25 protein-coding genes are annotated in these 23,939 nt (G+C 38.1%); 12 read left to right on the top strand and 13 right to left on the bottom strand.

What is annotated here, in order from left to right; all coding sequences use genetic code 11:
* Window positions 1–33: 33 nt before the first annotated feature.
* The 4 genes from B3I52_RS00230 to B3I52_RS00215 form a co-directional block, all read right to left on the bottom strand.
* Window positions 34–1,080: a hypothetical protein gene (locus tag B3I52_RS00230; protein WP_293297142.1), complete on the bottom strand. Its 1,047-nt coding sequence runs from the start codon at window positions 1,078–1,080 to the stop codon at window positions 34–36.
* 147 nt (window positions 1,081–1,227) lie between these two features.
* Window positions 1,228–2,115 carry a class I SAM-dependent methyltransferase gene (locus B3I52_RS00225; RefSeq protein WP_293297139.1) on the bottom strand — a complete coding sequence of 296 codons (888 nt, stop codon included), beginning with the start codon at window positions 2,113–2,115 and terminating at the stop codon, window positions 1,228–1,230.
* 124 nt (window positions 2,116–2,239) lie between these two features.
* Entirely contained in the window at window positions 2,240–2,992 is a 753-nt protein-coding gene (locus B3I52_RS00220; RefSeq protein ID WP_293297136.1) for an ABC transporter ATP-binding protein, read from the bottom strand.
* Entirely contained in the window at window positions 2,989–3,723 is a 735-nt protein-coding gene (locus B3I52_RS00215; protein WP_293297133.1) for an MlaE family ABC transporter permease, read from the bottom strand. The genes B3I52_RS00220 and B3I52_RS00215 overlap by 4 nt, the downstream gene beginning before the upstream one ends.
* A gap of 242 nt (window positions 3,724–3,965) precedes the next feature.
* Here B3I52_RS00215 and B3I52_RS00210 point away from each other — a divergent pair, with 242 nt between their 5' ends.
* From B3I52_RS00210 to ispG, 5 genes are all read left to right on the top strand, one after another.
* Window positions 3,966–4,655, top strand: coding sequence for an SDR family oxidoreductase (locus tag B3I52_RS00210; RefSeq protein ID WP_293297130.1), 690 nt, complete (start codon window positions 3,966–3,968; stop codon window positions 4,653–4,655).
* A 13-nt stretch (window positions 4,656–4,668) separates the two neighbouring features.
* Window positions 4,669–5,319 (top strand): PspC domain-containing protein, encoded by a 651-nt coding sequence (locus tag B3I52_RS00205; protein WP_293297127.1) that lies wholly within the window; start codon window positions 4,669–4,671, stop codon window positions 5,317–5,319.
* 44 nt (window positions 5,320–5,363) lie between these two features.
* Window positions 5,364–6,332: a LiaF transmembrane domain-containing protein gene (locus tag B3I52_RS00200; RefSeq protein WP_293297124.1), complete on the top strand. Its 969-nt coding sequence runs from the start codon at window positions 5,364–5,366 to the stop codon at window positions 6,330–6,332.
* A 108-nt stretch (window positions 6,333–6,440) separates the two neighbouring features.
* Window positions 6,441–7,040 (top strand): RDD family protein, encoded by a 600-nt coding sequence (locus tag B3I52_RS00195; protein ID WP_293297121.1) that lies wholly within the window; start codon window positions 6,441–6,443, stop codon window positions 7,038–7,040.
* Between the two features lie 111 nt (window positions 7,041–7,151).
* Entirely contained in the window at window positions 7,152–9,104 is a 1,953-nt protein-coding gene (gene ispG, locus B3I52_RS00190; RefSeq protein WP_293297119.1) for a (E)-4-hydroxy-3-methylbut-2-enyl-diphosphate synthase, read from the top strand.
* Window positions 9,105–9,210: 106 nt separating this feature from the next.
* Here ispG and B3I52_RS00185 read toward each other — a convergent pair whose 3' ends face one another.
* Entirely contained in the window at window positions 9,211–9,531 is a 321-nt protein-coding gene (locus tag B3I52_RS00185; protein ID WP_293297116.1) for a hypothetical protein, read from the bottom strand.
* Window positions 9,532–9,760: 229 nt separating this feature from the next.
* Between B3I52_RS00185 and B3I52_RS00180 the strand changes: the two genes are divergently transcribed.
* Window positions 9,761–10,864 carry a sensor histidine kinase gene (locus tag B3I52_RS00180; protein WP_293297113.1) on the top strand — a complete coding sequence of 368 codons (1,104 nt, stop codon included), beginning with the start codon at window positions 9,761–9,763 and terminating at the stop codon, window positions 10,862–10,864.
* A gap of 1 nt (window position 10,865) precedes the next feature.
* A complete protein-coding gene (locus tag B3I52_RS00175; RefSeq protein WP_293297110.1) occupies window positions 10,866–11,585 on the top strand; it encodes a LytR/AlgR family response regulator transcription factor in 720 nt (239 codons plus the stop codon).
* Here B3I52_RS00175 and B3I52_RS00170 read toward each other — a convergent pair.
* Window positions 11,582–12,004: a secondary thiamine-phosphate synthase enzyme YjbQ gene (locus tag B3I52_RS00170; protein WP_293297107.1), complete on the bottom strand. Its 423-nt coding sequence runs from the start codon at window positions 12,002–12,004 to the stop codon at window positions 11,582–11,584. The two genes, B3I52_RS00175 and B3I52_RS00170, sit on opposite strands and share 4 nt — an antisense overlap.
* 359 nt (window positions 12,005–12,363) lie before the next feature.
* Between B3I52_RS00170 and B3I52_RS00165 the strand changes: the two genes are divergently transcribed.
* Window positions 12,364–13,701 (top strand): ATP-binding protein, encoded by a 1,338-nt coding sequence (locus tag B3I52_RS00165; protein ID WP_293297104.1) that lies wholly within the window; start codon window positions 12,364–12,366, stop codon window positions 13,699–13,701.
* 15 nt (window positions 13,702–13,716) lie between these two features.
* Here the strand turns inward: B3I52_RS00165 and B3I52_RS00160 are convergent, their stop codons facing one another.
* The 5 genes from B3I52_RS00160 to folP all read right to left on the bottom strand — a co-directional run bounded on the left by B3I52_RS00160 (window position 13,717) and on the right by folP (window position 18,370).
* Complete coding sequence (locus B3I52_RS00160; protein ID WP_293297101.1) at window positions 13,717–14,052, bottom strand: type II toxin-antitoxin system PemK/MazF family toxin; 336 nt, start codon at window positions 14,050–14,052, stop codon at window positions 13,717–13,719.
* Window positions 14,042–14,272 carry a hypothetical protein gene (locus B3I52_RS00155; protein ID WP_293297098.1) on the bottom strand — a complete coding sequence of 77 codons (231 nt, stop codon included), beginning with the start codon at window positions 14,270–14,272 and terminating at the stop codon, window positions 14,042–14,044. The genes B3I52_RS00160 and B3I52_RS00155 overlap by 11 nt, the downstream gene beginning before the upstream one ends.
* Before the next feature lie 271 nt (window positions 14,273–14,543).
* Window positions 14,544–16,223 carry an energy-dependent translational throttle protein EttA gene (gene ettA / locus B3I52_RS00150; RefSeq protein ID WP_293297095.1) on the bottom strand — a complete coding sequence of 560 codons (1,680 nt, stop codon included), beginning with the start codon at window positions 16,221–16,223 and terminating at the stop codon, window positions 14,544–14,546.
* A 402-nt stretch (window positions 16,224–16,625) separates the two neighbouring features.
* Complete coding sequence (cdaA, locus tag B3I52_RS00145; protein ID WP_293297092.1) at window positions 16,626–17,417, bottom strand: diadenylate cyclase CdaA; 792 nt, start codon at window positions 17,415–17,417, stop codon at window positions 16,626–16,628.
* A 164-nt stretch (window positions 17,418–17,581) separates the two neighbouring features.
* Complete coding sequence (folP, locus tag B3I52_RS00140) at window positions 17,582–18,370, bottom strand: dihydropteroate synthase (RefSeq protein WP_349678667.1); 789 nt, start codon at window positions 18,368–18,370, stop codon at window positions 17,582–17,584.
* A 122-nt stretch (window positions 18,371–18,492) separates the two neighbouring features.
* Here folP and B3I52_RS00135 point away from each other — a divergent pair, with 122 nt between their 5' ends.
* The 4 genes from B3I52_RS00135 (at window position 18,493) to B3I52_RS00120 (ending at window position 21,999) form a co-directional block, all read left to right on the top strand.
* Window positions 18,493–19,035, top strand: coding sequence for a DUF1599 domain-containing protein (locus tag B3I52_RS00135; RefSeq protein WP_293297086.1), 543 nt, complete (start codon window positions 18,493–18,495; stop codon window positions 19,033–19,035).
* 155 nt (window positions 19,036–19,190) lie between these two features.
* Window positions 19,191–20,342 (top strand): BT_3928 family protein, encoded by a 1,152-nt coding sequence (locus tag B3I52_RS00130; protein WP_293297084.1) that lies wholly within the window; start codon window positions 19,191–19,193, stop codon window positions 20,340–20,342.
* Complete coding sequence (locus B3I52_RS00125; protein WP_293297081.1) at window positions 20,342–21,397, top strand: ABC transporter permease; 1,056 nt, start codon at window positions 20,342–20,344, stop codon at window positions 21,395–21,397. The genes B3I52_RS00130 and B3I52_RS00125 overlap by 1 nt, the downstream gene beginning before the upstream one ends.
* A 41-nt stretch (window positions 21,398–21,438) precedes the next feature.
* Complete coding sequence (locus B3I52_RS00120; RefSeq protein WP_293297077.1) at window positions 21,439–21,999, top strand: shikimate kinase; 561 nt, start codon at window positions 21,439–21,441, stop codon at window positions 21,997–21,999.
* A 24-nt stretch (window positions 22,000–22,023) separates the two neighbouring features.
* Here B3I52_RS00120 and B3I52_RS00115 read toward each other — a convergent pair whose 3' ends face one another.
* A complete protein-coding gene (locus B3I52_RS00115) occupies window positions 22,024–23,010 on the bottom strand; it encodes a metallophosphoesterase family protein (protein WP_293297074.1) in 987 nt (328 codons plus the stop codon).
* Between the two features lie 42 nt (window positions 23,011–23,052).
* Window positions 23,053–23,817, bottom strand: a complete 765-nt coding sequence (map, locus tag B3I52_RS00110; RefSeq protein WP_293297071.1) for a type I methionyl aminopeptidase — start codon at window positions 23,815–23,817, stop codon at window positions 23,053–23,055.
* Window positions 23,818–23,939 lie beyond the last annotated feature (122 nt).

Raw genomic sequence — 23,939 nt, 5'->3', positions numbered from 1 at the left:
TTTCGACACCCTTTGTACTTATAAGCCGACTACTTATTGATATTGTATGTAAATTGGTCGTGGTTTTAATTTCACCAATTCTTCAGGGGTCATCAACCTATTTGGTGCTTTTTTTAGGTCGTTTTTATAGAATAATTTAAAACCCGTAAACTGTACAGGTTCACTATATATAAAATGACGGTAAGTGCCTAGTTTTAAGTCCGGTTCGCCCCATCCGTCCATGTGCATTACTACTTGCACTTCTGGGCGTAATTTAATGTTCTGTGAATTGGTTACCATCTTTTTAGTAAAGCGATGTACTACAAATACCTTTGGTGGTAAATTATGTTTCTTCACCAAATCAGCTAAGTAACCAGAAACATAGTTGATTTCGCTAGCATCATAAGTTCCAATTTTTTTGCCTGGTAATACGCCGCCTTTCATAGAAAACTCCGGGTCAATTCCTAAGTGTACGTTAGGCATTGCCAAATATTTTTCTAATAAAGGCAACTCTGTTTGTATGGTGCTTAAAGCCACTTGGATATCTAAAAATACAATCATGTTTTTGCGCATTTTAGCAATGTTCAAAACAGAATCTATATGTTTAAAAGGCATACGGTTACGGTATTTTCCATCTTTTCCCGGATCGCCGGCCGCAACAACGGCAATGTAGTGCAAGGCTGGTTGTACTGGCGTAGATGGATCGGCCTTATTCCACCTAGCAACTTCTTTATCTAGCATGCTTAACATGGTTTTTGGCTCGTACTCGCCCAAAGCGCCCATTTTTTTAGAGTAAAGGTTGCCGTAATAGCAAACTATACGTTTAAATGGTAAAATAGCCCCATCTAAGGGAATAGGTTGGTTTTTTACAGGCCATTTTCCAGTAGTATCGCCGTTGGCATTTGCTTTTATTAATTGGTTGTATTTAGCAGTATCTACTGGTGTTCTAAGATTAACTTCTTCTTCTACTACAGCCGTAGTATCTGTACTTTTAGCTCCCTTTTCGCTGCTTTTTTCTTTTGCGCCAGAGCTACAATTGGTAAATAAGCAAGTGGAAATGCCAACTGCCAAAACCACTCCTGTAATTTTTGTTAATCTCATGTTGATGCTTTATTGTTAGTTTTTTGCAATATCCCAAAAGTACATCATTTAAACGAGCCGTCAAGCGGTGTTAATAAAATAAAATTAGGAGATAAAATTGTTTGTAAATTACATGTTTTTCAATCAATTAAAAAGTATCGAGAGTATTTACTTTACAAAATTTCTAAACTTGCCAAATACCCCTAGTGGGAGTTTAATTCCAGAGGTGGCTTGTAAAAACAACTCTCCAGTTTCTAAGTTTTTTACTTGCGGAAAAGAGGTCTTAATCAGATTTTCTACAATTACGGAAGAGAAACCTAGGGAATAGGTGTTTAAAATTAAGAAATGCTCTTCTGGATCAAGTAATTGTACCACGTCTTGCATCATTTCTTGGATATGGTCTTCTAGTTTCCATTTTTCGCCATTTGGGCCGTGCCCATAAGCTGGAGGGTCTAGAATAATACCATTGTATTTTTTACCACGCTTTAATTCTCTTTTTACAAATTTTAGTGCATCTTCTACTACCCAACGTACATCTTTCAATTTAGAAAGCTCTTGATTTTCGTTAGCCCAGTTTACCACTTGTTTAATCGAATCTACGTGGGTGGTATCGGCCCCTGCGGCTTTTGCAATTAAAGAAGCGGCACCCGTGTAGGCAAAAAGATTTAATACCTTAGGAGATGGTGTTTTAAATTTTTTGATAGAAGAAGATATGTAGTCCCAGTTTACAGCCTGTTCTGGAAAAACACCAACGTGTTTAAAGGAGGTTAACCCCAAACGCAGGTTAATGCTTACTTCATCATTTTGGTAGTTTACATTCCAACGGTCGGGTACGCTTTTGTTGTGTCTTACCCACTCGCCACTGGTAGCAGAGCGGCCTTTAAAAGTAATATGTGCCCGTTTTTTCCACTCTTCTGGAGAGAATGTTTTTTTCCAAACTGCCTGAGGCTCTGGTCTAGATAATACTAAATTGCCAAAGCGCTCCAACTTTTCAAAATCGCCGCAGTCTATGAGTTCATAATCTTTCCAGTGGGTTGGTGTAAGCAGTTGTATCATGTAAATAATCTTTAAAAAAGAGATAAATAGCCACCTCTTTGTTTGCCTTTTTACTAGCGTTTAATGCCAGATTTAGATTGCTCATTTACATTCTAAATGACAGTGAGCAGCAAAGATAGTAAAATTAAAACTTGTCTTTTGCGGCCTTCATGAAACGGCTGGCGAACACAAAATCGTTAAGTTCGTCGATAGATGTTTTGGCAATTTCTTTATTAGAACCTTCCCAGAATTTTTTCCCTTCGTGTAAGAAAATAATATAATCTCCAATGCCCATTACCGAGTTCATATCGTGGGTTACTACAATGGTGGTAGTGTTATATTCTTCGGTAATTTCCTTAATCAGCTCATCAATTACGATAGATGTTTTAGGGTCGAGGCCAGAGTTCGGTTCGTCGCAGAAAAGATATTTGGGGTTCATGGCAATGGCACGGGCAATGCCCACACGCTTTTTCATTCCTCCAGAAAGTTCTGCCGGGAATAATTTGTTCTTGTCTCCTAAATTTACTCTTTCTAAACAGAAGTTAACACGATCTAGTTTTTCGCCTCTAGATTGATCTGTAAACATATTTAAGGGGAACATAATGTTTTCCTCAACGGTCATCGAATCGAAAAGTGCAGAGCCTTGAAATAGCATCCCAATTTCTTTTCTAATTTCAATTCGTTCTTCGGTGCTCATTTGGGTAAAATCCCTTCCATCATAGGTTACGTTACCTTTTTCAGGATGATGTAAACCAATCATACATTTGAGTAGTGTGGTTTTTCCAGAACCAGAACCGCCAATAATTAAATTGGTAACTCCTGGTTCAAATTTTCCAGAAATACCCTTTAAAACTTCGTTTTCTCCAAATGATTTATGTATATCCTTAATCTCGATCATAACATTAATTGGGTTACAATGTAATCGCAAGCTAAAATGCTAATACAGCTTACCACTACGGCTCTGGTACTTGCTTGTGCTACTTCTAAGGCGCCACCTTTAACATAAAAGCCTTCGTAAGCTGGTACCGAAGTAATGATAAAGCCAAATACAAAAGCTTTAACTAGGGCAACATTAACGGTATAAGGATTAAAATCTGTGGTAATACCTTGAATATATTCTGAAGGAGAAACAGCGCCAGATAAGGTTCCGCCTAAATATCCGCCAGTAATGCTTAATACCATTGAAATAATAACCAACACCGGAACCATGGTAATTCCTGCAATAATTTTTGGTAAAATCAAGTAACCTGGAGCGTTGATGCCCATAATCTCTAAGGCATCAATTTGTTCGGTTACACGCATTGTTCCAATTTCTGAGGAAATTGCAGAGCCTATTTTTCCTGCTAAAACAATAGCGCTGATAGTAGGACTTAGTTCTAAGATAGAAGAATCGCGGTTTACAGAGCCGATAATAGTTTTAGGAATGAAATCGCTAACCAATTGGAAAGCGATTTGTAAAGTCATTACAGCCCCAATAAATGTAGAGATGATACTAATTAAACCCAAAGACCCCACCCCAATGAACTCCATTTGTTGAAAAATGGCTTTCATGTATATTTTCATTTTTTCGGGCCTTTTAAAAGCAGCTTTTAGCAGCAATATGTATCGACCAAAATTGGTAAAGTTCATCTAATAAACAATTTGTTCAGTTAACTCAATAATATACAAAGAAACAATAAAAATGTTCTGTGAAGGTCTATTTATTGAAAAAATATTCTCGATAGAAATATTATTGCCTCTTTTGTACCGTAGTAAAGTAGCCTAAGAAAATAGATTGCTAAATTGCTGCATTTTTATGTGGGAAGTGCAAGACCAAAAACATAGGCGCACTTGTGGCTAATTTAAAAAGGAATATTAATGATAATAAAAGAATGAACGCAATTATAACAGGAGTTACAAAAGGAATTGGGAAAGCAATAGCGGTTGCGCTGGCTAAAAGTGGTTACAACATAATTGGTTGTGCTAGAAGTGGCACAGAATTAGCTAGTTTCGAAGCAGAAATTAGCCGTTATGGTGTAAAAGTGCTACCCGTTGAAGCCGATTGTAGTAAAAAAGAAGATGTACTTGTTTTTGTAGAAAAGGCATTAAAATTTGCACCTACAATAGATGTTTTGGTTAACAACGTGGGGATTTTTAATCCAGGCCTTTTGCTAGACGAAGCCGATGACGTTTTTGAAATGCAGCAAAGGGTTAACGTAAACTCGGCCTACTATATTGCTAAAAGAATAGGTAAATTAATGCGTACGCAAGGTTATGGGCATATTTTTAATGTATGCTCGGTAGCTAGTAAAACCCCTGTAGAAAATGCCGGCAGTTACAGTGTAACAAAAGCAGCGCTGTTAAGTCTTAATTATGTATTGAAAGCGGAATTGGCACCACATCATGTAAAAGTAACGGCAATTATTCCGGGCGCTACCTATACGGCTTCGTGGGAGGGAACTACCCTAAACCAAGCGAAATTTGTACAGCCAGAAGATGTAGCCAAAACTGTGGCCACTATACTTACTTTAAGTAGTGGTGTAAACATAGATGAAATAGTGCTGAAACCTTTAAATTTTTAGAAAGGATAACACAATGGAAAAGAAATTATATAGAAACGAACATGATAAAACGGTAGCAGGTGTGGCATCGGGTTTGGCCGACTATATGCAGATTGATGTTACCATTATAAGGCTGCTGTTTGTGCTAACTACCATATTTTTAGCTGGTAGCGGCATATTGGCCTATATTGTACTTTGGATTGTAGCACCGGTTAATAACGATCCCACTGCAAAGTTTAGGAAGTTTAACGAGTATTATAAACAACATCCGCAGGGCGGTTCAGTATTTAATGCTCCACAAGCTTTTCAAGAAGCATCTAAACAAGAGCCGCAAACCAAATGGAATACCCCAAATGCCGATGAATTTACAAAGTTTGATAACCCGCCACCTGTAAAAACTAACGATGCTGGCAAAACAGTGGTAGGCTTAATTTTATTAGTGCTAGGGGTGTATTTTTTGTTAAAACAGTTAGATTTAATGCCTTACTGGTTTAATATCTTTAAAATATACAAATTATGGCCATTGGCGATAGTTGCACTGGGCATAAGCTTAATTTTTAAAAACCAACGTAAAAACGAATGGGAAAATTTTAAAAAAACAACCGAAGAAGCACAGCAGAACACAGCAGATGAAACGAATACACCTGTAAATTCTTCCGAAGAAACTACAAGTGAAAAAAGCTAACAATTTACCGTGCTAAGGCTGATAACAATTTACCTGAAATTGAAATGAAATACGAAAGAATAATATGGGGAGTACTGCTGCTTTTTGTGGGTGGCATACTTTTGTTAGAAAACTTAAATATAATAGAGTTTTATTGGAGAAACGTTTGGGGCTTTTGGCCAATCTTCTTAATTATTGGTGGTATTAACCTGCTTTTAAACAGAAATGGGTCGCAAACGGGCAGTATCGTTTCTCTTGCCGTTCTAATTATTGCCTTAGCGTTTTTGTTTGTTAGAGGGCAAGAAAAGCCACAATATGGTTCATGGTGGTGGGGCCTTAAAGATAAAAATATAGAAGCAGATATAGATTGGGATAACGACACTTCTCATCTGGAAGGGTTGAAGTTTTCAGAGGTTTATCATCCTTTAGATTCTAACAAGAAAGCCATTTTAAATTTATCTGGTGGTGGTACTTCATTTACTTTAAAAGAAACTACCGATAGCTTGTTTGAGGCCAAAGTACATAAAAAACGCGGTAATTTTTCGCTTACCAAAACTACCACCGATACTACAAATACACTAACGTTTAAAATGAACGATAAGCGTAAAAACGGTAAAAACAATTGGTCGTTTAATACAGGGGGCAACGAAGTTGATGTTCGTTTAAATACAGCACCACTCTGGACAATGAACCTTTCAATGGGAGCCGGAGAGCTAGACTTCGATTTAACTCCTTATAAAGTAAGGACATTAAATTTTGATGGTGGTGCCGCAGATTTAAAAATAAAAATAGGAGAGCTGATTCCTATTACCGATGTAAATGTAAAAACAGGCGTAGCTAACGTAGAAATAAAAGTGCCACAAGGTTCTGGTTGTAGAATTAAAACCCATACGGGCTTGGCTTCAAAAGACTTTAAGGGTTTTGTAAAGAAAGAAGATGGTTATTACGAAACACCAAATTACCAGGGTTCAAAAAATAAAGTATTCATTAAACTTGATGGTGGCTTAAGCAATTTTGAAGTAGATACTTATTAAGTTTAGGGTTAAAAGTTGAAGGTGAAAACTTCTAAAGAGCTGCTGTGTTAGCAACTTTGACTTTAAACTTTCAACGCTATGCTTTACACTTTATACCTTTAACCTTAAATGTACACCATTGTTGTAAAAGGCAAACCCCAAGGCCCCTATACTTTAGAAGAATTAAAGCAGATGGCAATCTTGCCCGATACTTTTGTGCGAAAACCAGGAATGGACGATTACAAAGAAGCGCATGAAATTGCTGAACTTAGGGAGCTGTTAGGCTTTGTAGCACCTCAGCATATTCCGCAATATTTTGCAAGTTTCGATCAGCGTTTAATGGCTTGGGCTATCGATTATTTTATCATCACGCTAGTGTATGCAATAATTGTTGCCTTGGCGGTTGTTTATATAGCAGATCAACAGTTGAGGATGGTACTTCTTATAACCGGAATTGCATTGGTGCCGTTTACTAAATTTCTATATAACGTAATAGGCGATGCTTCAAAAACACAAGGTACTGTTGGTAAAAAACTAATGGACATTAAAGTAACAGACGAATGCGGTGCTAGAATTACATTAGGTATATCCATAGCGAGGAATTTAGCTAAAATCCTATCAAATTTCTTGTTTGGGTTTGGTTATATCTATTGTTTCTTCAATAAAAAGCAACAGTGTTTGCACGATGTAATTGCCAAAACATTAGTGATAAAAGATAGACTGCTTTAGAATTTATGATTTTAGATTGGGGAACCGTATCATTGAACTTTGTCTTCCAACATTCCAATTTTTTAATAACTCCGCTTTAGGGGTTGGTGGTTTTCCCTATCTTTGTAAACCATGCAAAAAGAAGCCATTTTGTTAAACGGAGGTTATTGCAACAGCTTAACCCATTATTCTAGGTTTGTAACACGCGAAGTGCAAATAGGAAACATCCCAATGGGCGCACATCATCCTATTCGCATTCAATCTATGACTACCACCGATACCATGGATACCCTAGGTACGGTAGAACAGACCATACGCATGGTAGAAAGTGGTTGTGAATATGTGCGTATAACTGCGCCAAGCATTAAGGAAGCCGAAAATTTGGCTAACATTAAAAAAGAATTACGTTTACGCGGTTACGATGTCCCTTTGGTAGCCGATATTCATTTTACCCCAAATGCAGCCGAAGTTGCAGCACGTATAGTAGAAAAAGTACGGGTAAACCCAGGCAACTACGCCGATAAAAAGAAATTTGAAAATATAGATTATACCGATGCTGCTTACCAAGCAGAATTGAGCCGTATTTACGATAAGTTTTCGCCTTTGGTAAAAATTTGTAAAGAATATGGTACGGCTATGCGTATTGGCACTAACCACGGCTCTTTGTCAGACAGAATTATGAGCCGCTATGGCGATACACCGCATGGCATGGTAGAGTCTGCCATGGAGTTTATCCGTATTTGCGAAGATTTGAACTACTATAACCTGGTAATTTCGATGAAGTCTAGCAATACCCAAGTCATGGTGCAAGCCTATCGGTTGCTGGTGCAAACCATGACCAAGGAAGGCATGAATTATCCGTTGCACTTAGGCGTTACCGAAGCTGGCGATGGCGAAGATGGACGTATCAAATCGGCAGTAGGGATTGGTACTTTATTGGCCGATGGCTTGGGCGATACCATTCGGGTTTCATTAACCGAAGATCCAGAATTTGAAGCACCCGTGGCTAAAGCATTGGCTAGGCGATACCTCCCCCGCCTCCTAAAAGAGGAGCTTCATGCTAATTCCCCCTTTAGGGGGTTAGGGGGTAATTACAGCCCATTTCAATATCACAGAAGAAGTACTGATGAAATAGAAAACCTAGGCGGTCATCAAGTGCCAAGGGTAATCATCAACCTAGAAAAAGAAAACCTAAAAGATCCAGCCATTTTAAATTCGGTGGGTTTTAATTATTCGGCTTTGCTAGATAAATATAACCTTACCGACCAAGCTTGCGATATGGTTTATTTGGGCAATCAGTTGCCTTCTTTTTCTTTTCCAGGCGGATTAAAACAGCTTTACAATTATAAAACTTGGGTTAAACTGGCAGATAAGCAAAATTGTCATCCTTTGTTTAGTTTAACTGATTTTTTAAGTGCAGCGGAAAAAGATGAAAAGCTAAATTTTGTGAAGATACTGGCAGAAGAGTTGGCGGTTGAGCAATTGGTGGGCTTGGAAAAAACCATCTTTGTATTAACCACCAATGCAGAAAATGCCATGCAAACCATTCGCCATGCGTTTTTTAAATTGCAAAATGCAAATATCAAAACACCTGTAATGATAGAACGCAATTTCGATGGATTGAATTTGGAAGACTTCCAGTTATATAGCGCTACCGATTTGGGTGGCTTGTTCATTGATGGCTTTGGCGATGGCGTGTGGATCAATGCCGATGGTATTCCTTTGTCGGTAATTAATTCTACATCGTTTGGTATTTTACAAGCTACACGTACACGTATCTCCAAAACAGAATATATTTCTTGTCCTAGCTGTGGGCGTACACTTTTCGATTTGCAGGAAACTACACAAGCTATTAGAACTAGAACAGCCCACCTAAAAGGCATTAAAATTGGTATTATGGGCTGTATTGTAAATGGTCCTGGCGAAATGGCCGATGCCGATTATGGTTATGTTGGCGCCGGTGTAGATAGAATTACGCTTTATCGCGGACAAGAAGTAGTGAAGAAAAATGTAAAAACAGTTAATGCTATTGACGAATTGATAGGCATTATTAGAGAAGATGGTAATTGGGTAGAAAAAGAATAAAAGAAGGTGCCCAACAAGTGTGGTTGGTATTTTAACTAAGCCATATCTTACATTTTTAAAAAAGAACAGTTTAGGTTGCTTGTTTTTTAAGGCACCTCTTTTAATTTTAGTTTGCCTTTAAGCTAGCTGCCACTAGGTTGTACGGTTTAATTGGTGTGTTTCTTTCTACCAATTGCGCCAAAATCTTATTAAGTTGTTTTTGCACTTTAATCTTGTTTACATTTATTCTTTTGTTTTTAATTTCTTCCTGATATATTAATTCCTGCTGAGCATTATAGAATTTGATGACCGAAATTTTTGGCGTTTTTATATTGCTTTCAATTACCCAATTGGCAAAGTCGGCTGTTTTTGTAGGCTGTACTTTTTGTGCCTTTGTTGCAATAGTTGTAGCCATGAGCAATAACGTAGTTAAAATAATAGCTTTCATACCTTTGTATTTTAAGTTTGATGAGCTTAATTTCTCATTTTTTAAGCCTTGCTAAAACTGGTACGGATGTAAGAAGTAGGAGAGGGTACCAATTACATTTTTAGGTTGATGAAAGCTGTTCAGCATCAGTTGTTTAGTTGTAAATGCTCGGCGGCTGTTGTTTGTGGGTGCATTGTTGTCGTTTGTCTAAAATTTGATGAAAAAATAGTGGAGAAATGTATTTTTGGATATGCAAATGATACAGGCATACCAACAAGAGGGCAATCGGCGCAATAGAATATTGCAGCATATTGCTTTTTGGGTATCGGTATGGTTGCTTACCTCTTTTGTTTACGGTTACGAAAAACAGCCCCTTTTGGTGGCTTTAAAAAGCAACTTGATGCTTTTACCCGTACACATGATTTATTTCTACACTTTAACCTATCTAATTATCCCCAAATACCTGCTTAAACGCAAGTATGTAGCATTTTTTATCATTTTATGCTTGTTTGTGGTGGTAATACCCGCAATAACTAGAATAATAGATATATTTTTAGTAGAGCCCCATATCAATGCTTATTTAAAAAGCTTTGGCTACAACAATTGGGAAAAAGTGCAAGGCTCCAAGTGGCAGCGCTTTTCTAACGTGGTTTATTACCTCAATGCTGTTAAAGGCGCTAATTTTATAGTTTGGTTTGGTGTGGCTGTCAAATTCTTTAAATCTTGGTATCAGCGCCATCATGCAGCATTGCAAGCAGAATTGAGCCTCTTAAAAGCTCAAATTCATCCTCATTTTCTGTTCAATACCCTCAATAACCTGTATGCGCTTACATTAAACAATTCTCCAAAATCGCCTGAGATAGTCATGGGGCTTTCCGAAATTTTACGATACATGCTCTATGAATGTAATGTCGAAAGCGTTTCCTTAAAAAAGGATATAGAGATGCTTGAAAACTTTATTTTACTGGAGAGAATGAGGTACGAAGAACGTTTGGATTTTAATTTTACCAAAGAGGGAGATTTAGAAGGACACAATATTGCACCGTTATTGTTGCTCCCCTTGGTAGAAAATGCGTTTAAACATGGTGCGGGCGAAAAAGTAGGCCAAGCATGGATTAATATGGAGCTAGAAATAAAAAACGAGCTGCTAACATTTAAAATTAACAACAGTAAGCCAGAGAAAGTAGCAACGCCGCTTATTGGAAAAAATGGGAATATAGGGTTAGAAAATGTGAAAAAACGTTTAGAATTGATTTATCCAGAGGCCCATCAATTCAAGATTTTTGATGAAGAAGAGCTGTTTGCTATAATTCTAAAAATAGATTTATCGAAAAAAGGAAGTTTACAATACTGAAATGAAGATTAAAGTTGTAATTGTTGATGACGAACCTTATGCTATCGAGGTGATTGCTAAGTATCTCGAAAGTTTTCCAGAAGTTGAGGTAGTGGCTACCTGCAATGATGGAATTCAGGTATTTCATACACTGCAACAAAAGCAGGTAGATTTAATGTTCTTAGATGTGAAAATGCCTGGAATTAACGGTATTGAGCTATTGAAGAGCCTCAAAAATCCGCCAAAGGTAATATTTACCACCGCTTTTAGCGAATATGCCGTAGATGGTTTTGAACTGGATGCTGTAGATTATTTGCTTAAACCTATACCATTCAATCGCTTTTTGAAAGCAATGGATAAAACTCTAGCTACCTTAGGCGCAAGAAAACAAACGTTGTTGGTGCCAGAAATTACCACAAGCAGCGAGGTTAATAAGTTTTTATACTTAAAAGTAGATAGAAAAACGGTTAAGGTAAATGTGAAAGATATTTACTGGATTGAAAGCATTAAAGATTATGTAAAAGTAATTTTAGTAGATAAAGTACTTATCAGCAAACAGAAAATTTCTGTCTTGGAAGAGTTATTGCCCGAAGATCAGTTTTGTAGGATACACAAATCGTTTATTATTGCCACCACAAAAGTAGATAGTTACTATACCTATTCGGTAGAAATTTTGGGCAAGGAACTCCCAATTGGAAGAAACTATAAGCAGCAAGCCCTTAAATGTTTGCAATTGGCCTAATTGCCCCAAGCGCTAATCACCACCTTTCTGCCGCCGCCGTAATTGCGATGCTCGCACAAATAAATGCCTTGCCAAGTACCTAAATTTAGTTTGCCGTTAGTAATTGGAACAAGCACCGAAGCACCCATTAATGATGATTTGATGTGTGCTGGCATATCGTCATCACCTTCATAGTCGTGTAGATAATCTGGGTCGCCTTCGGTTACAGCTTTGTTCATCCAAGTTTCAAAATCAGCCCTTACCGTTGGGTCTGCATTTTCGTTAATGGTTAGCGAAGCCGAAGTGTGCTGAATGAACACTTGCAACATCCCAACGTTGATGTTCTTTATTTCTGGAATGGACTGTAGTATTTCGTCGGTAACGAGATGGAAACCACGGCTGCGGGCTTTTAGTGCTAGTTGTTTTTGGAAGAAGTGCATGTTTAAATGTAAAGATTGGAATTTAAGGAATGAAATTAATTTCAAAACTAGCTAAATCGCTAAAGTAGAAATTCTGTATTACAACTTACAGGGGTTGTTTACATATCCTACAAATCCAACACTACCCTTAAATTCTGTTTTACCAATTTAACCTGTCCTTTGTTTAGTTCGCCATTTTGCTAACCAATCTGCAGTTAGCAATGGCACGTATTTAGTTAATTAAAATATCACTTTATTGCTAATTTACCCTAACTTTAGGTATGAAAAACTCAAAATTGCCCTAATTATGTGTGTATTTTTTGAATTTATTACCCTAATTTTGTGTGTAAAAAATCAAAAAAATACCCTAACTTTGTGGAATGATAACACGTCAAGTTATTGGGGAGTTACAAGAATGGTCGGACAAGACCAATCGTAAGCCATTGATTTTAAGAGGGGCACGTCAGGTTGGGAAAACTACCGTGGTAGAGATATTTGCCAAAAATTTTAAGCAGTACATTTATTTAAATCTCGAACTTTCTGTCGACCGTGAGCCTTTTCAAAAGTTTACGGATATGGAAACGCTGGTACAAACGTTGTTTTTCCTGAAAAATATGCGTTATGACCGCAAAACGGAAACACTCATTTTTATTGACGAAATTCAGGAAGTTCCAGAGGCCATGAACATACTGCGTTATTTCTATGAGCAGATGCCCGAAATCCGTATCATTGCGGCAGGTTCGTTGTTAGAAACCATCTTTAACCAACAACTCACTTTCCCTGTAGGCCGTGTAGAGTTTTTGGTAATACGTCCTGTTTCTTTTCCCGAATTTTTGGATGCATTGGGCGAACATTCCGCACTCGAACAATTGAAAAATATTCCGCTGAACGAGTTTGCTCACGATAAAATTATGCGCCTGTTTCACACTTATGCACTTGTTGGAGGAATGCCCGAAATTGTGAGCCATTATGCAGAAAAACGTGATTTGACTTCGCTGGCAACCTTATACGATGGTTTGCTTGCCACCTATATGGACGATATAGAAAAATATGCTAAAGGAAATGAGGTACACGTATTGCGCCACGCCATCCGTACAGGTTTTTTTGAAGCCGGAAAGCGTATTAAATTTCAAGGCTTTGGCAACTCTAACTATGGTTCTAAAGAAATGGGCGAAGCACTACGGACACTTGAAAAGACGATGCTTTTTTCATTGCTTTACCCACTCATTTCTGCACAACTGCCCGCCTTGCCCGATTTTAAAAAATCGCCAAGATTACAAGCACTTGATACCGGACTGATGAATTATATACTGCAAATTCAAAAAGAAATTATCGGTACAGAAGACTTGCAAAAAGTGTATCAGGGAACAATGATTGAGCATTTGGTAGGGCAGGAGTTATTGGCACATCAATACAAAGCATTAAGTTCGCTGTATTTTTGGGTACGGGAAAAAAATACCTCGCAGGCGGAAGTTGATTACGTTGTTCCGTTTGATGGAAAATTAATTCCCATAGAAGTTAAATCGGGTAAAGAGGGGAAATTGCGCTCGCTCCACCAGTTTATGAACCTTGCTCCACATAACAAGGCAGTCCGTCTTTATGCCGGAAAATTGGAGGTTACAACTGTTACAACAATCGAGGGAAAAACTTATCAGCTGTTGAATTTGCCTTATTTTCTTGTTTCGCAATTAGAAAAATATTTAGCGTGGTTTGTTTAATTGAAATAAAGAAAGCTACAAATCCAACACTACCCTTAAATTCTGCTTTACCAGTTTAACCTGTTCTTTGTTTAGTTCACCAAGTTTGCTAACCAATCTGCGGTTATCAATGGCACGTACTTGGTCAATTAAAATATCACTTTCCTTCGCTAACTGTTCAGTATTTAGGTGCACCCGTAAGATTTCAAGCTCGGGTAAAACGTTAGAGGTAATAGGGCAAATTATTGATGATGGATGCACGCCATTCAGTAAATTGGTCTGTACGATAACAACTGAGCGTGTTTTGCCAGGTTCGGTACCTTTGGCTGGGTTCGAATTGGCGAGCCAAATGTCATACTGTTTAATCTGCATCTAAAATACGCTCAAATTCTTCCAATACTTCTAAAGAATTACCATAAGCTGCTCTCGATTCTTGCAATAGCTTATTTTTTAGTGTTTTTCGTTTTTGGTACTCGTTAAAAACCCTCAGCGCCTCATTAATGTAACGGTTACGAGCCATTTTTAATCTTTCAGTTATCTCTTCGGTTTCGTTAAAGATATCATCATCTAATTTTAAAGAAAGTGTTTTCATGTCTTTTTAATTATAGCCCAAATGCACGTATGGTTTTAGTCTTTATCTATGCTCAACAACTAAAAAATTGGAGCTAACTTAATACAAAAGTATATATTTTTGGTATATACTCAAAGTTTCCTATCTAAAACTTCAAATAATTGAGGAGGCAAAGTTTCTCCACTAAATTAGCCAATAAAAAGATAGCGGTAATTAACAAGGACTAGCCAAGTAAAATACCACTATCTTTCGATAATTTATGTTACAGCTTAAAGCTGTAGTTAGAAATTGGTTACCCTAATTTTTTATACCTAATTCTCTTTGGCGTTACATCTCCTATACGTTTTTTACGGTTTTCTTCGTAATCAGAGTAGTTGCCTTCAAAGAAATATACTTGCGAATCGCCTTCGAAAGCTAAAATATGTGTACAAATACGGTCTAAGAACCACCTGTCGTGACTAATTACTACGGCACAACCACCAAAGTTTTCTAAAGCTTCTTCCAAAGCACGCAAAGTATTTACGTCGATATCGTTGGTAGGCTCATCCAGTAATAAAACGTTGGCGCCTTCTTTTAAAGTAATGGCCAAATGCACACGGTTGCGCTCGCCACCAGATAATACGCCCACTTTCTTTTGCTGATCGGCACCGCTAAAGTTAAATTTAGAAACGTAAGCTCTAGAGTTTACCTGCTTGTTGCCCAATAACATGTTATCTAAGCCGTCGGTAATGTTTTCGTAAACTGTTTTTTCTGGGTCAAGATCGTTGTGTAGTTGATCTACATAGCCCAATTTAACGGTTTCGCCTACTTTAAAATCGCCACTGTCTGGTTGTTCTTGGCCTGTAATTAAACGGAACAACGTAGTTTTACCTGCGCCATTTGGCCCAATAATACCCACAATGCCCGCTGGGGGTAAAGAAAAACTCAAATCTTCGAACAACAATTTGCCATCGTAAGCTTTGGAGATATGGTTTGCTTCGATTACTACGTTGCCCAAACGAGGTCCCGCCGGAATGAATAGTTCTAATTTTTCTTCACGTTCTTTGCCATCTTCGCTAGCTAGTTTGTCGTAGTTAGATAAACGGGCTTTTGATTTTGCATGACGTGCTTTCGGTGCCATACGCACCCATTCTAACTCACGCTCTAATGCTTTCTGACGCTTGCTCTCAGTTTTCTCTTCCTGCGCTAAGCGTTTCGCTTTTTGGTCTAGCCACGATGAGTAGTTGCCTTTCCACGGAATACCCTCGCCACGGTCAAGCTCTAAAATCCATCCCGCTACGTTATCTAAGAAGTACCTATCGTGGGTTACCGCAATTACAGTTCCTTCGTAATTTTGTAAGAACTGCTCTAGCCAATCGATACTTTCGGCATCTAAGTGGTTGGTAGGCTCATCTAACAACAATACATCTGGCGATTGCAACAATAAACGGCACATGGCCACACGACGACGCTCGCCTCCCGATAATACGCTGATTTTGGCATCTGGATCTGGACAACGTAAAGCATCCATCGCACGCTCAAGTTTGTTATCTAGTTCCCATGCGTTAGAAGCGTCGATTTTATCTTGCAGCTCACCTTGGCGGGCCATCAATTTATCCATTTTGTCGGCATCCGAATAGTTTTCTTCTAAGCCAAATGCCTCGTTAATTGCTTCGTACTCTTTAAGTACGGCAGTAATTTCGGCCACGCCTTCTTCTACAACTTCGCGTACTGTTTTTTCTGGGTCTAGTTCTGGCTCTTGCGCTAAATAACCCACCGAATAACCTGGAGAGAATACTACTTCGCCTTGTATAGCTTTATCTAAACCGGCAATAATTTTTAATAAGGATGATTTACCCGATCCGTTTAAACCTACAACTCCAATTTTGGCACCGTAAAAGAAGGATAAGTATATGTTTTTTAAGACTTGTTTTTGTGGCGGGTAGATTTTACTTACACCGGCCATTGAAAAAATGATCTTTTCGTCTGACATAGTAATTTGATTAAGCGTACAAAGATGCCATTTATTTTGACAATTACGAAGCTATGATCTTGATGTTGGAAGGCAATGACAGAGCTGCGATTTGGTATATGCAGAAAAGATTGGTTTTATACTTTATGCGTTCAATCTTGTCAACATATTCCATTGCCTTTTTAGCTGTATCGTTCTGTAAACTTACTTTATCATCAAATAGGACAGTTATTAGTTCTCTGTACAACATACTGCATTTATTTGCTCTTCGGGATTTGCAATCCCGAAGCATATCTACGGATTTTCAATCCGAATAAAATAGGATTACAAACCGAGCATGGCGAGTTCATGAAATAATCCCGAGATACGGAGTTCGACATTGCAAATGTCGAACAGCGTGAGCTAGATTTCGAGAATTTCTCATTAAAAATCCTTATTCAATAGCTTTTCTAATTCACCAAAAGAAACATTCATGCGTACACGCCCTTGTTTAGCGTAGGCAATTTCTCCAGTTTCTTCAGAAATGATTACCGCTACTGCATCGGTAGCTTCAGAAACGCCAATACCGGCTCGGTGTCGTAAACCAAATTGTGGAGGTAATTTATCATTGTCGGTTAGGGGTAAAATACAACTGGCACTTTTAATTTTATTTTCGGAAATGACCACAGCACCATCGTGCAAAGGGCTGTGTTTTTGAAAGATGCTTTCTAACAAACGTTTCGATATTTTACTGTCAATTAACTCGCAACTGTTGGTAAAATATTCATCATCATAATATTTAACAAAAACCATTAGTGCACCTGTACGAGATTTTTTCATGCTTTTACAGGCATCAATAATTGGCTTTATTCTTAATAAGTTATCTCGTTCTAAATCTTTACTGCCAAAAAGATAGCCCCACCAAGCCTTGTTCTTTTGCAGAAAAGTAGTCTTTCCAATATGCAATAAAAACCTTCTAATTTCGGGTTGAAAAATAATGACCAAGGCCAAAATTCCCACACTCATAAATTTGTTGATAATGGCCTCTAGCAATTCCATGTGTAGGCCTTTTACAATGTAATATACCAGCACAATAATTACCATGCCCAACACTAAATTTACAGCCAAGGTATTGCGTATTAGGCTGTAGATATAGTAAATTAAAATGGCAACAAAGGTAACATCAATGGCATCAATCCATGTAATATTTAAAAAATCGAAATCAAGGCTCTTCATTGTTGTACAAGATAGACATTATCGGTTAATTGTTGAAATAGATGAAATGGTTGACTGCTCAATTTAAGTAACTATGGGCAGGGTAATTGTTCAAATTATTTATTTGATGAGTTATACGATTTGTAATTTAGCGATTTGCACAGTTAACCAAATCCATAATTTACCTAATAAACCAAATTAACTAATTTCACACATTCCATCGCTTCTTTTACGTCGTGTACCCGTAAAATGTTAGCACCTTTAAGCAGGGCGATGGTGTTTAGTACGGTTGTGCCATTTAAAGCATCTTCGGTTTTTATATTTAGCGCTTTGGTAATCATCGATTTTCTGGAGAAACCAACCAATAGCGGTAGATTAAAGAGGCTGAGCAATTGCATATTTCTCAACAGTTCGTAATTATGGTCTAGTGTTTTTGCAAAGCCAAAGCCAGGGTCTAAAATAATATCCTTAACTCCCAATTGGGTTAACGTCTCTATTTTCTCATTAAAATAACTGAATACCTCTGTGCTTACGTTGCCGTAACTAGGGCTGTCTTGCATGTTCTGAGGGGTGCCTTTCATATGCATCATAATATAAGGCACTTGCAGTTTGGCTACCGTTTCAAACATTTTTTCGTCCAAATTGCCAGCTGCAATGTCGTTAATGAGATGAGCGCCAGCCTCAATGCTTTTTTCAGCCACGCTGGCTCTAAAAGTATCTACAGAAATTAATGTTTCAGGGAAAGCTTGGTTTAGGGCCTGAATTATCGGTACTACACGTGCAGTTTCTTCAGTTTCGCTCACATCTGCTGCGTCTGGACGAGAAGAGTAAGCGCCTACATCTATAAACTTTGCGCCAGCGTTAACAAAATTTTCGGCCTTTTGCAACGCTTCGTCTATGCTGTTTGCACGACTGCTACTGTAAAAAGAATCGGGAGTGATATTTAAGATTGCCATTACCGAAGGCCTACTCATATCAATAAGTTTGCCTTTGCAGTTTAGCGTGTGTTTTCGGTTTAAAAATGTATCTTTAGCCATCAGTTAATAAAAAACAAAAATAGCCGTTTATTGGCTAAACATTAAATATTTTAATTGTTTTGGTAACAAATACATCAACAGAATACGATCAGGTTATAGCGGTTTGCAAATCGCTTTTTATAAAGAAAACAAAAGATTATGGTACCGCTTGGCGCATTTTACGTCCTGCTTCTATTACCGATCAGATTTTTATCAAAGCGCAGCGCATTAGAACTTTAGAAGAGAAAAAGGTTTCGAAAGTAGGAGAGGATGTTAGTTCTGAATATATCGGAATTATCAACTATTGTGTAATGGCTATTTTGCAATTGGAATTGGGAGAGGATGAATCAAACGAATTGGCAGTTGAAGCTACCGAAGCCTATTATGATGAACGTGTGCAACAAACCAAAGCCTTAATGATGGATAAAAACCACGATTATGGCGAGGCTTGGCGTGATATGCGCATCAGTTCGTTAACAGATTTAATTTTGATGAAGATTTTGAGAGTGAAACAGATTGAAGATAACGACGGACAAACTTTGGCTTCGGAAGGAATTAAAGCTAATTACCAAGATATGCTCAATTATGCAGTGTTTGCGTTGATAAAGTTAGGAGTAGCTTAAAAAAGTTAAAAGTAGCGTGTTTGACTTTCGCTAACATAAATCTTCCCTCATTTCGATACGAAGAGTAACGTAGTGGGAAATCTAACGATTGAATATGTAGCTAGGTTGCTCTCCGAAGAAAACCGGTATAACGACAAAATCTATAACAAAAGACTATGCAAAAAGTACTTTTTCAGTTTTCTAAATGGTTTGTAGGCATCCTGTTTATCTTTTCAGGATTAATTAAAGCCAATGATCCTTTGGGATTTGGTTACAAACTACAAGAATATTTCGAAGTTTTCCATATCAGTTTCTTAAATGATTGGGCAACAGGTATTGCCATTTTACTGTGTGTGCTCGAAATTGTTTTTGGTGCACTTTTGCTATGGGGGATTTTTAGAAATTTTGTAGTAAAGGGCTTATTGGCCACCATCATTTTCTTCACCTTTTTAACCTTTGTTTCGGCGGCTTTTAAGGTGGTTACTTCTTGTGGCTGCTTTGGCGATGCCATTCCGCTAACACCTTGGCAATCTTTTAGTAAAGATCTAGTAATGTTGGTGTTAATCATTTATATCTATGTTAATAGAGGTTTAATTAAGCCAATTACGGCAAAACCAGCAGTGCAAAGCGGTTTGTTTGCGGCAGTGTTTACCGCTTCATTGTTATTCGGAATTTTCACCTATAATTTTCTGCCCATCATCGATTTTCTGCCCTACAAAGTGGGGTCTAATATTCCAGAGAACATGAAAGCGCCAGAAGGTGCAGCGGTTGACGAGTATCTTATCATGTACGATTTGAAGCACAAGCAAACCGGCGAAACCAAAACCATGAGCGACAAAGATTATTTGGCAAAGGAAGTTTGGAAAGATGAAAATTGGGAGGTGATTGGCTCACCGTCTAAAAAACTAATTAAAAAAGGCTACGAGGTAAAAATAAAAGACCTCATGATTACCGACGCTTCGGGTACAGATTATACCAAAGAGATTGTTGAAAATCCATATTATAGTTTGGTAGTAGTAGCTTATAATTTGAACCAAACAAACGAAAAAGCGATTGCAGCTACAAATGCCTTGGCATTAAATGCCGCAGAACAATTTAACATGCGTACGGTATTGCTTACTGCTAACTCTGCACAAGATGCCGAGAAATTTAGCAAGCGCATGAAGCTGTTTATGGAGGTGTTTTATGCAGATGCCGTACCGCTGAAAAGCATGGTGCGTGCTAACCCGGGAGTTTTATTGATTAAAAACGGAACCATTATAAATAAATGGCACTACCATTCTTTACCTTCGTTTGATCACTTAACTGAAAAATACTTCGCTAAATAATGGGTATTTACGCACTTAGAAAATTATTATATGGCTTAGCTGTAATGGCTGGCGTTGTAGTGGTGGTATTTGTGCTGTTTAATATTTTGCCTGGCGACCCTGCCCGTATGACTATGGGGCAGCGTTCTGATGTGCAGTCGTTAGAGGCCGTGCGAAAGGAGTTTGGCCTCGATCGTTCAAAAGCCGTTCAATTTGCCTTATATATTAACGATTTGTCGCCAATTGGCTATCATCAGGCTACGCCCGAAAACCAAGAAAAATACGGTTATTTACCTTTATTTAAAATAGGCGATGAAGTGTTGGTGCTTAAAAAGCCTTATTTACGCCGCTCTTATCAAACCAAAAGAGACGTAACCGCTGTTTTAGCAGAAACAGTGCCCAATACCTTTGTTTTGGCCTTAACAGCAATGATTTTCGCCACAGTTATTGGCGTGTTTTTAGGCGTGCTCTCTGCAGTTTACAAAGACACTTGGATAGATAAAACCGCTAATATGTTTGCCATTTTAGGGATTTCGGCACCATCTTTCTTCGCCGGAATTATCATTGCTTGGCTTTTTGGCTTTGTATTGTCAGACTATACAGGTTTAAACATGAGTGGTAGTTTATACAGTTACGACCCGTTTGAAGGAGAAGTAATGACCTTAAGAAATTTATGGTTACCGATGGTTACCTTAGGCCTGCGCCCTTTAGCAATTATTGTGCAGTTAACCCGTAGTGCAATGCTCGATGTGTTAGCTCAAGATTACATTCGTACCGCAAGAGCAAAAGGCTTATCTCGTAAAACAATTATCTATAAACATGCTTTAAAGAATGCTTTAAACCCGGTAATCACAGCTGTTTCTGGATGGTTTGCCTCCTTGTTGGCAGGCTCGTTCTTTGTAGAATATATTTTTGGATATAACGGATTGGGGCGTACCACAGTTTATGCTTTAGAAATGTCTGATTTTCCAGTGGTAATGGGCTCCATTTTATTTATTGCCTTTGTTTTTGTGGTGGTAAATATCTTGGTAGATTTGCTTTATGCTTGGATTGATCCGAGAGTGAAATTGGCGTAACCCCCAGCCCCTAAAGGGGAGTTTTAGAAGAAGAAATTATAATGAATAAAAATATAAATCATGAAAAAAAGTCCCATTTAGGGGGGGTAGGGGTAATTTTCCTAGTAGGATTTATGGGCTGCGGTAAAAGTACCAAAGCAAAACAACTCGCTAATTTATTAGCATGTCCGGTAATTGATATAGATGCCGTAATTGTAGAGCAGCAGGGAGTAAGCATAGCCGATTATTTTGCAGCCAATGGCGAATACGCTTTCCGTCAGTTGGAGAATGAAACCCTTAAATCTTTTGATTATCCTGAAACTTGTGTGGTAGCTACAGGCGGTGGTTTGCCTTGTTATTTCGATAACATGGAATGGATGAACAAAAACGGAATGACTGTTTATTTAGAGATGAGCCCACAACAATTGGTTTCGCGTTTGCACAATAGAGAAAAACGCCCATTGTTAAAAGGAATGAACGATGAGGAATTGTTAGCTTTTATTGTTGGCAAACTAGAAGAGCGAAATGTTTTCTACCGCCAATCTAAACTCCATATCAATTCTTTTGATTTAGAACCGAAGAAATTACTGGAAGAAATAAAGCAGCTTTATGGAGGATTTTAGTTTTTAAGCTAAAGTGAATTATGCTTAGAGCGGTTTTGCTTTAAAATCCTTTCTAGATATGCCGTTAAACCCAACTACCGAATCGGGTAACTGAGAAAGCTCTATCATTTTGTTGCTATTGGGGATATAAGTTTTATATTCAAAATTTTTAGCATTATTTCTGGGTACTTCAATGATGGTGTAAGCTCTGATTGCAGGCTCATTATCGCCCATCAAAGGTCGTGGCCCTTCGCCAATGCAACCTGTATGTAGTAACCTCAGTTTGTCAGAAAAAGCAGGATAGTAAGCGTGTTGGTGCCCACTAATGTATAAATCGATGCCGTTTTTCTTGAAAAAGGCAGCTGTATTTTCGTTGTCGGCCAATACTTCGCCTGCTTTATTTTTACTTGCTACAATGGCGTATAAAGGCAGGTGACCAAGCAGCACTCGTAATTTCGCATTTCTACCTACTCCCGAGTGCAGTTGTTTTTCCATCCATTCAAAAACCTCAGGATTTACTTTTGAGCTTGCCGCATCCCAACTAATAAAGAATAAGTCGTTTTGTAGATAGCTGAAATAGAAAGGAAAATGGGTGTTATCGATGTATTGTAGCCCTAGTTGTTCTTGTTTACTTAACCAAAATTCTTGCGCCAGTTTACGGTCTTGTAAGTACGATGGGGCGGCATCGTGGCCAACAGTAAAACCAAACGGAATTTTCATTTGCTGAATAGGTTTTAGCACATTTTTATCAAAACTGCTCCACATGGCTTGGGTTTGGGCCATCGTAATCGATGCCTTTTGCCCGGCAACCATATCACCTCCACATAAAATAAGATCAGGTTTTAAGCTGTCGAGTTCTTTTAATGTTGCAAAAACATCCGCATGATAGGTAGTAGCACCATAACTAGAATTTAGGTCGCTGATAACCGCAATTTTGAAAAATGTTTTTTTAGGTTCATCTCGCAAAGGTTTTTGTAATAATGAACAACTAAGTGTAAATAGGCATAGTACCGTAAAAATGGTGACTTTCATTTAGCTAAGATAAAATAGAAAGTTCATACGCTAACCATTTAATCATTTCCAAATTTCATTGGCAGCAGTTAAAATAACAGGCTGCTCGCTTGTTACCAAAATGGTATGCTCGTGCTGTGCCATAAAGCCGCCTTTGTCGCCTACCATTGTCCAGCCATCGCTTAAAGTTTCGGCATAGGTTGAGGTGGTAGAAATAAAAGTTTCAACGGCAACTACAGTGTTTTTCTTAAACCTGCTAAGGTTAAAACGGTCTTTGTAATTGGCAATTTCGTGAGGCTCTTCATGTAGGCTTCTGCCTACACCATGTCCGGTAAGGTTTTTAATCACCTTGTAGCCGCGTTTTTTCGCTTCGGTTTCTATCAATAGGCCAATGTCCGAAATTCGTACACCACCTTTAATATGGCTTATGGCCTTTTCTAAGATTGCTTTAGAAGCATCTACTAATGGTTGGTGCAAATGAATGTCTTTCCCTAGAACAAAAGAACCGCCATTGTCAGACCAATAGCCGTTTAGTTCTGCAGATACATCAATATTGATTAAATCGCCTTCTTGCAAAATAGTTTTAGGAGAAGGAATGCCATGGCAAAATTCGTTATTAATGCTAATGCAAGTATAGCCCGGAAAATCGTAGGTCACAAAAGGGGCAGATTTGGCACCCATACTGCTTAGCAGCTTAGCCCCAAAATCATCTAATTCTTTGGTGTTCATGCCAATTTGCGCATAATTTCGCATCTCTTTTAAAGTGTAGGCTACGGCTTCGCTCACCTTTTGCATGCCCAATAATTCGGTTTCGTTGCTAATCAACATTGTTTTTTAAAATTAATTAAAGGCAAATTACGGGCTGCCATTCGCGGTATTTTAAAACCAGAGGCAATATTGACTAAATTATTACAAACTAAGGGACTGTTTAAATTTCAATAAGAATAAAT

This window comes from Pedobacter sp. UBA4863 (assembly GCF_002399615.1).
Taxonomy (GTDB): Bacteria; Bacteroidota; Bacteroidia; order Sphingobacteriales; family Sphingobacteriaceae; genus Pedobacter.
The sequence above is the reverse complement of the archived record's forward strand: the minus strand, read 5'-3'. Positions and strand labels throughout refer to the sequence as shown.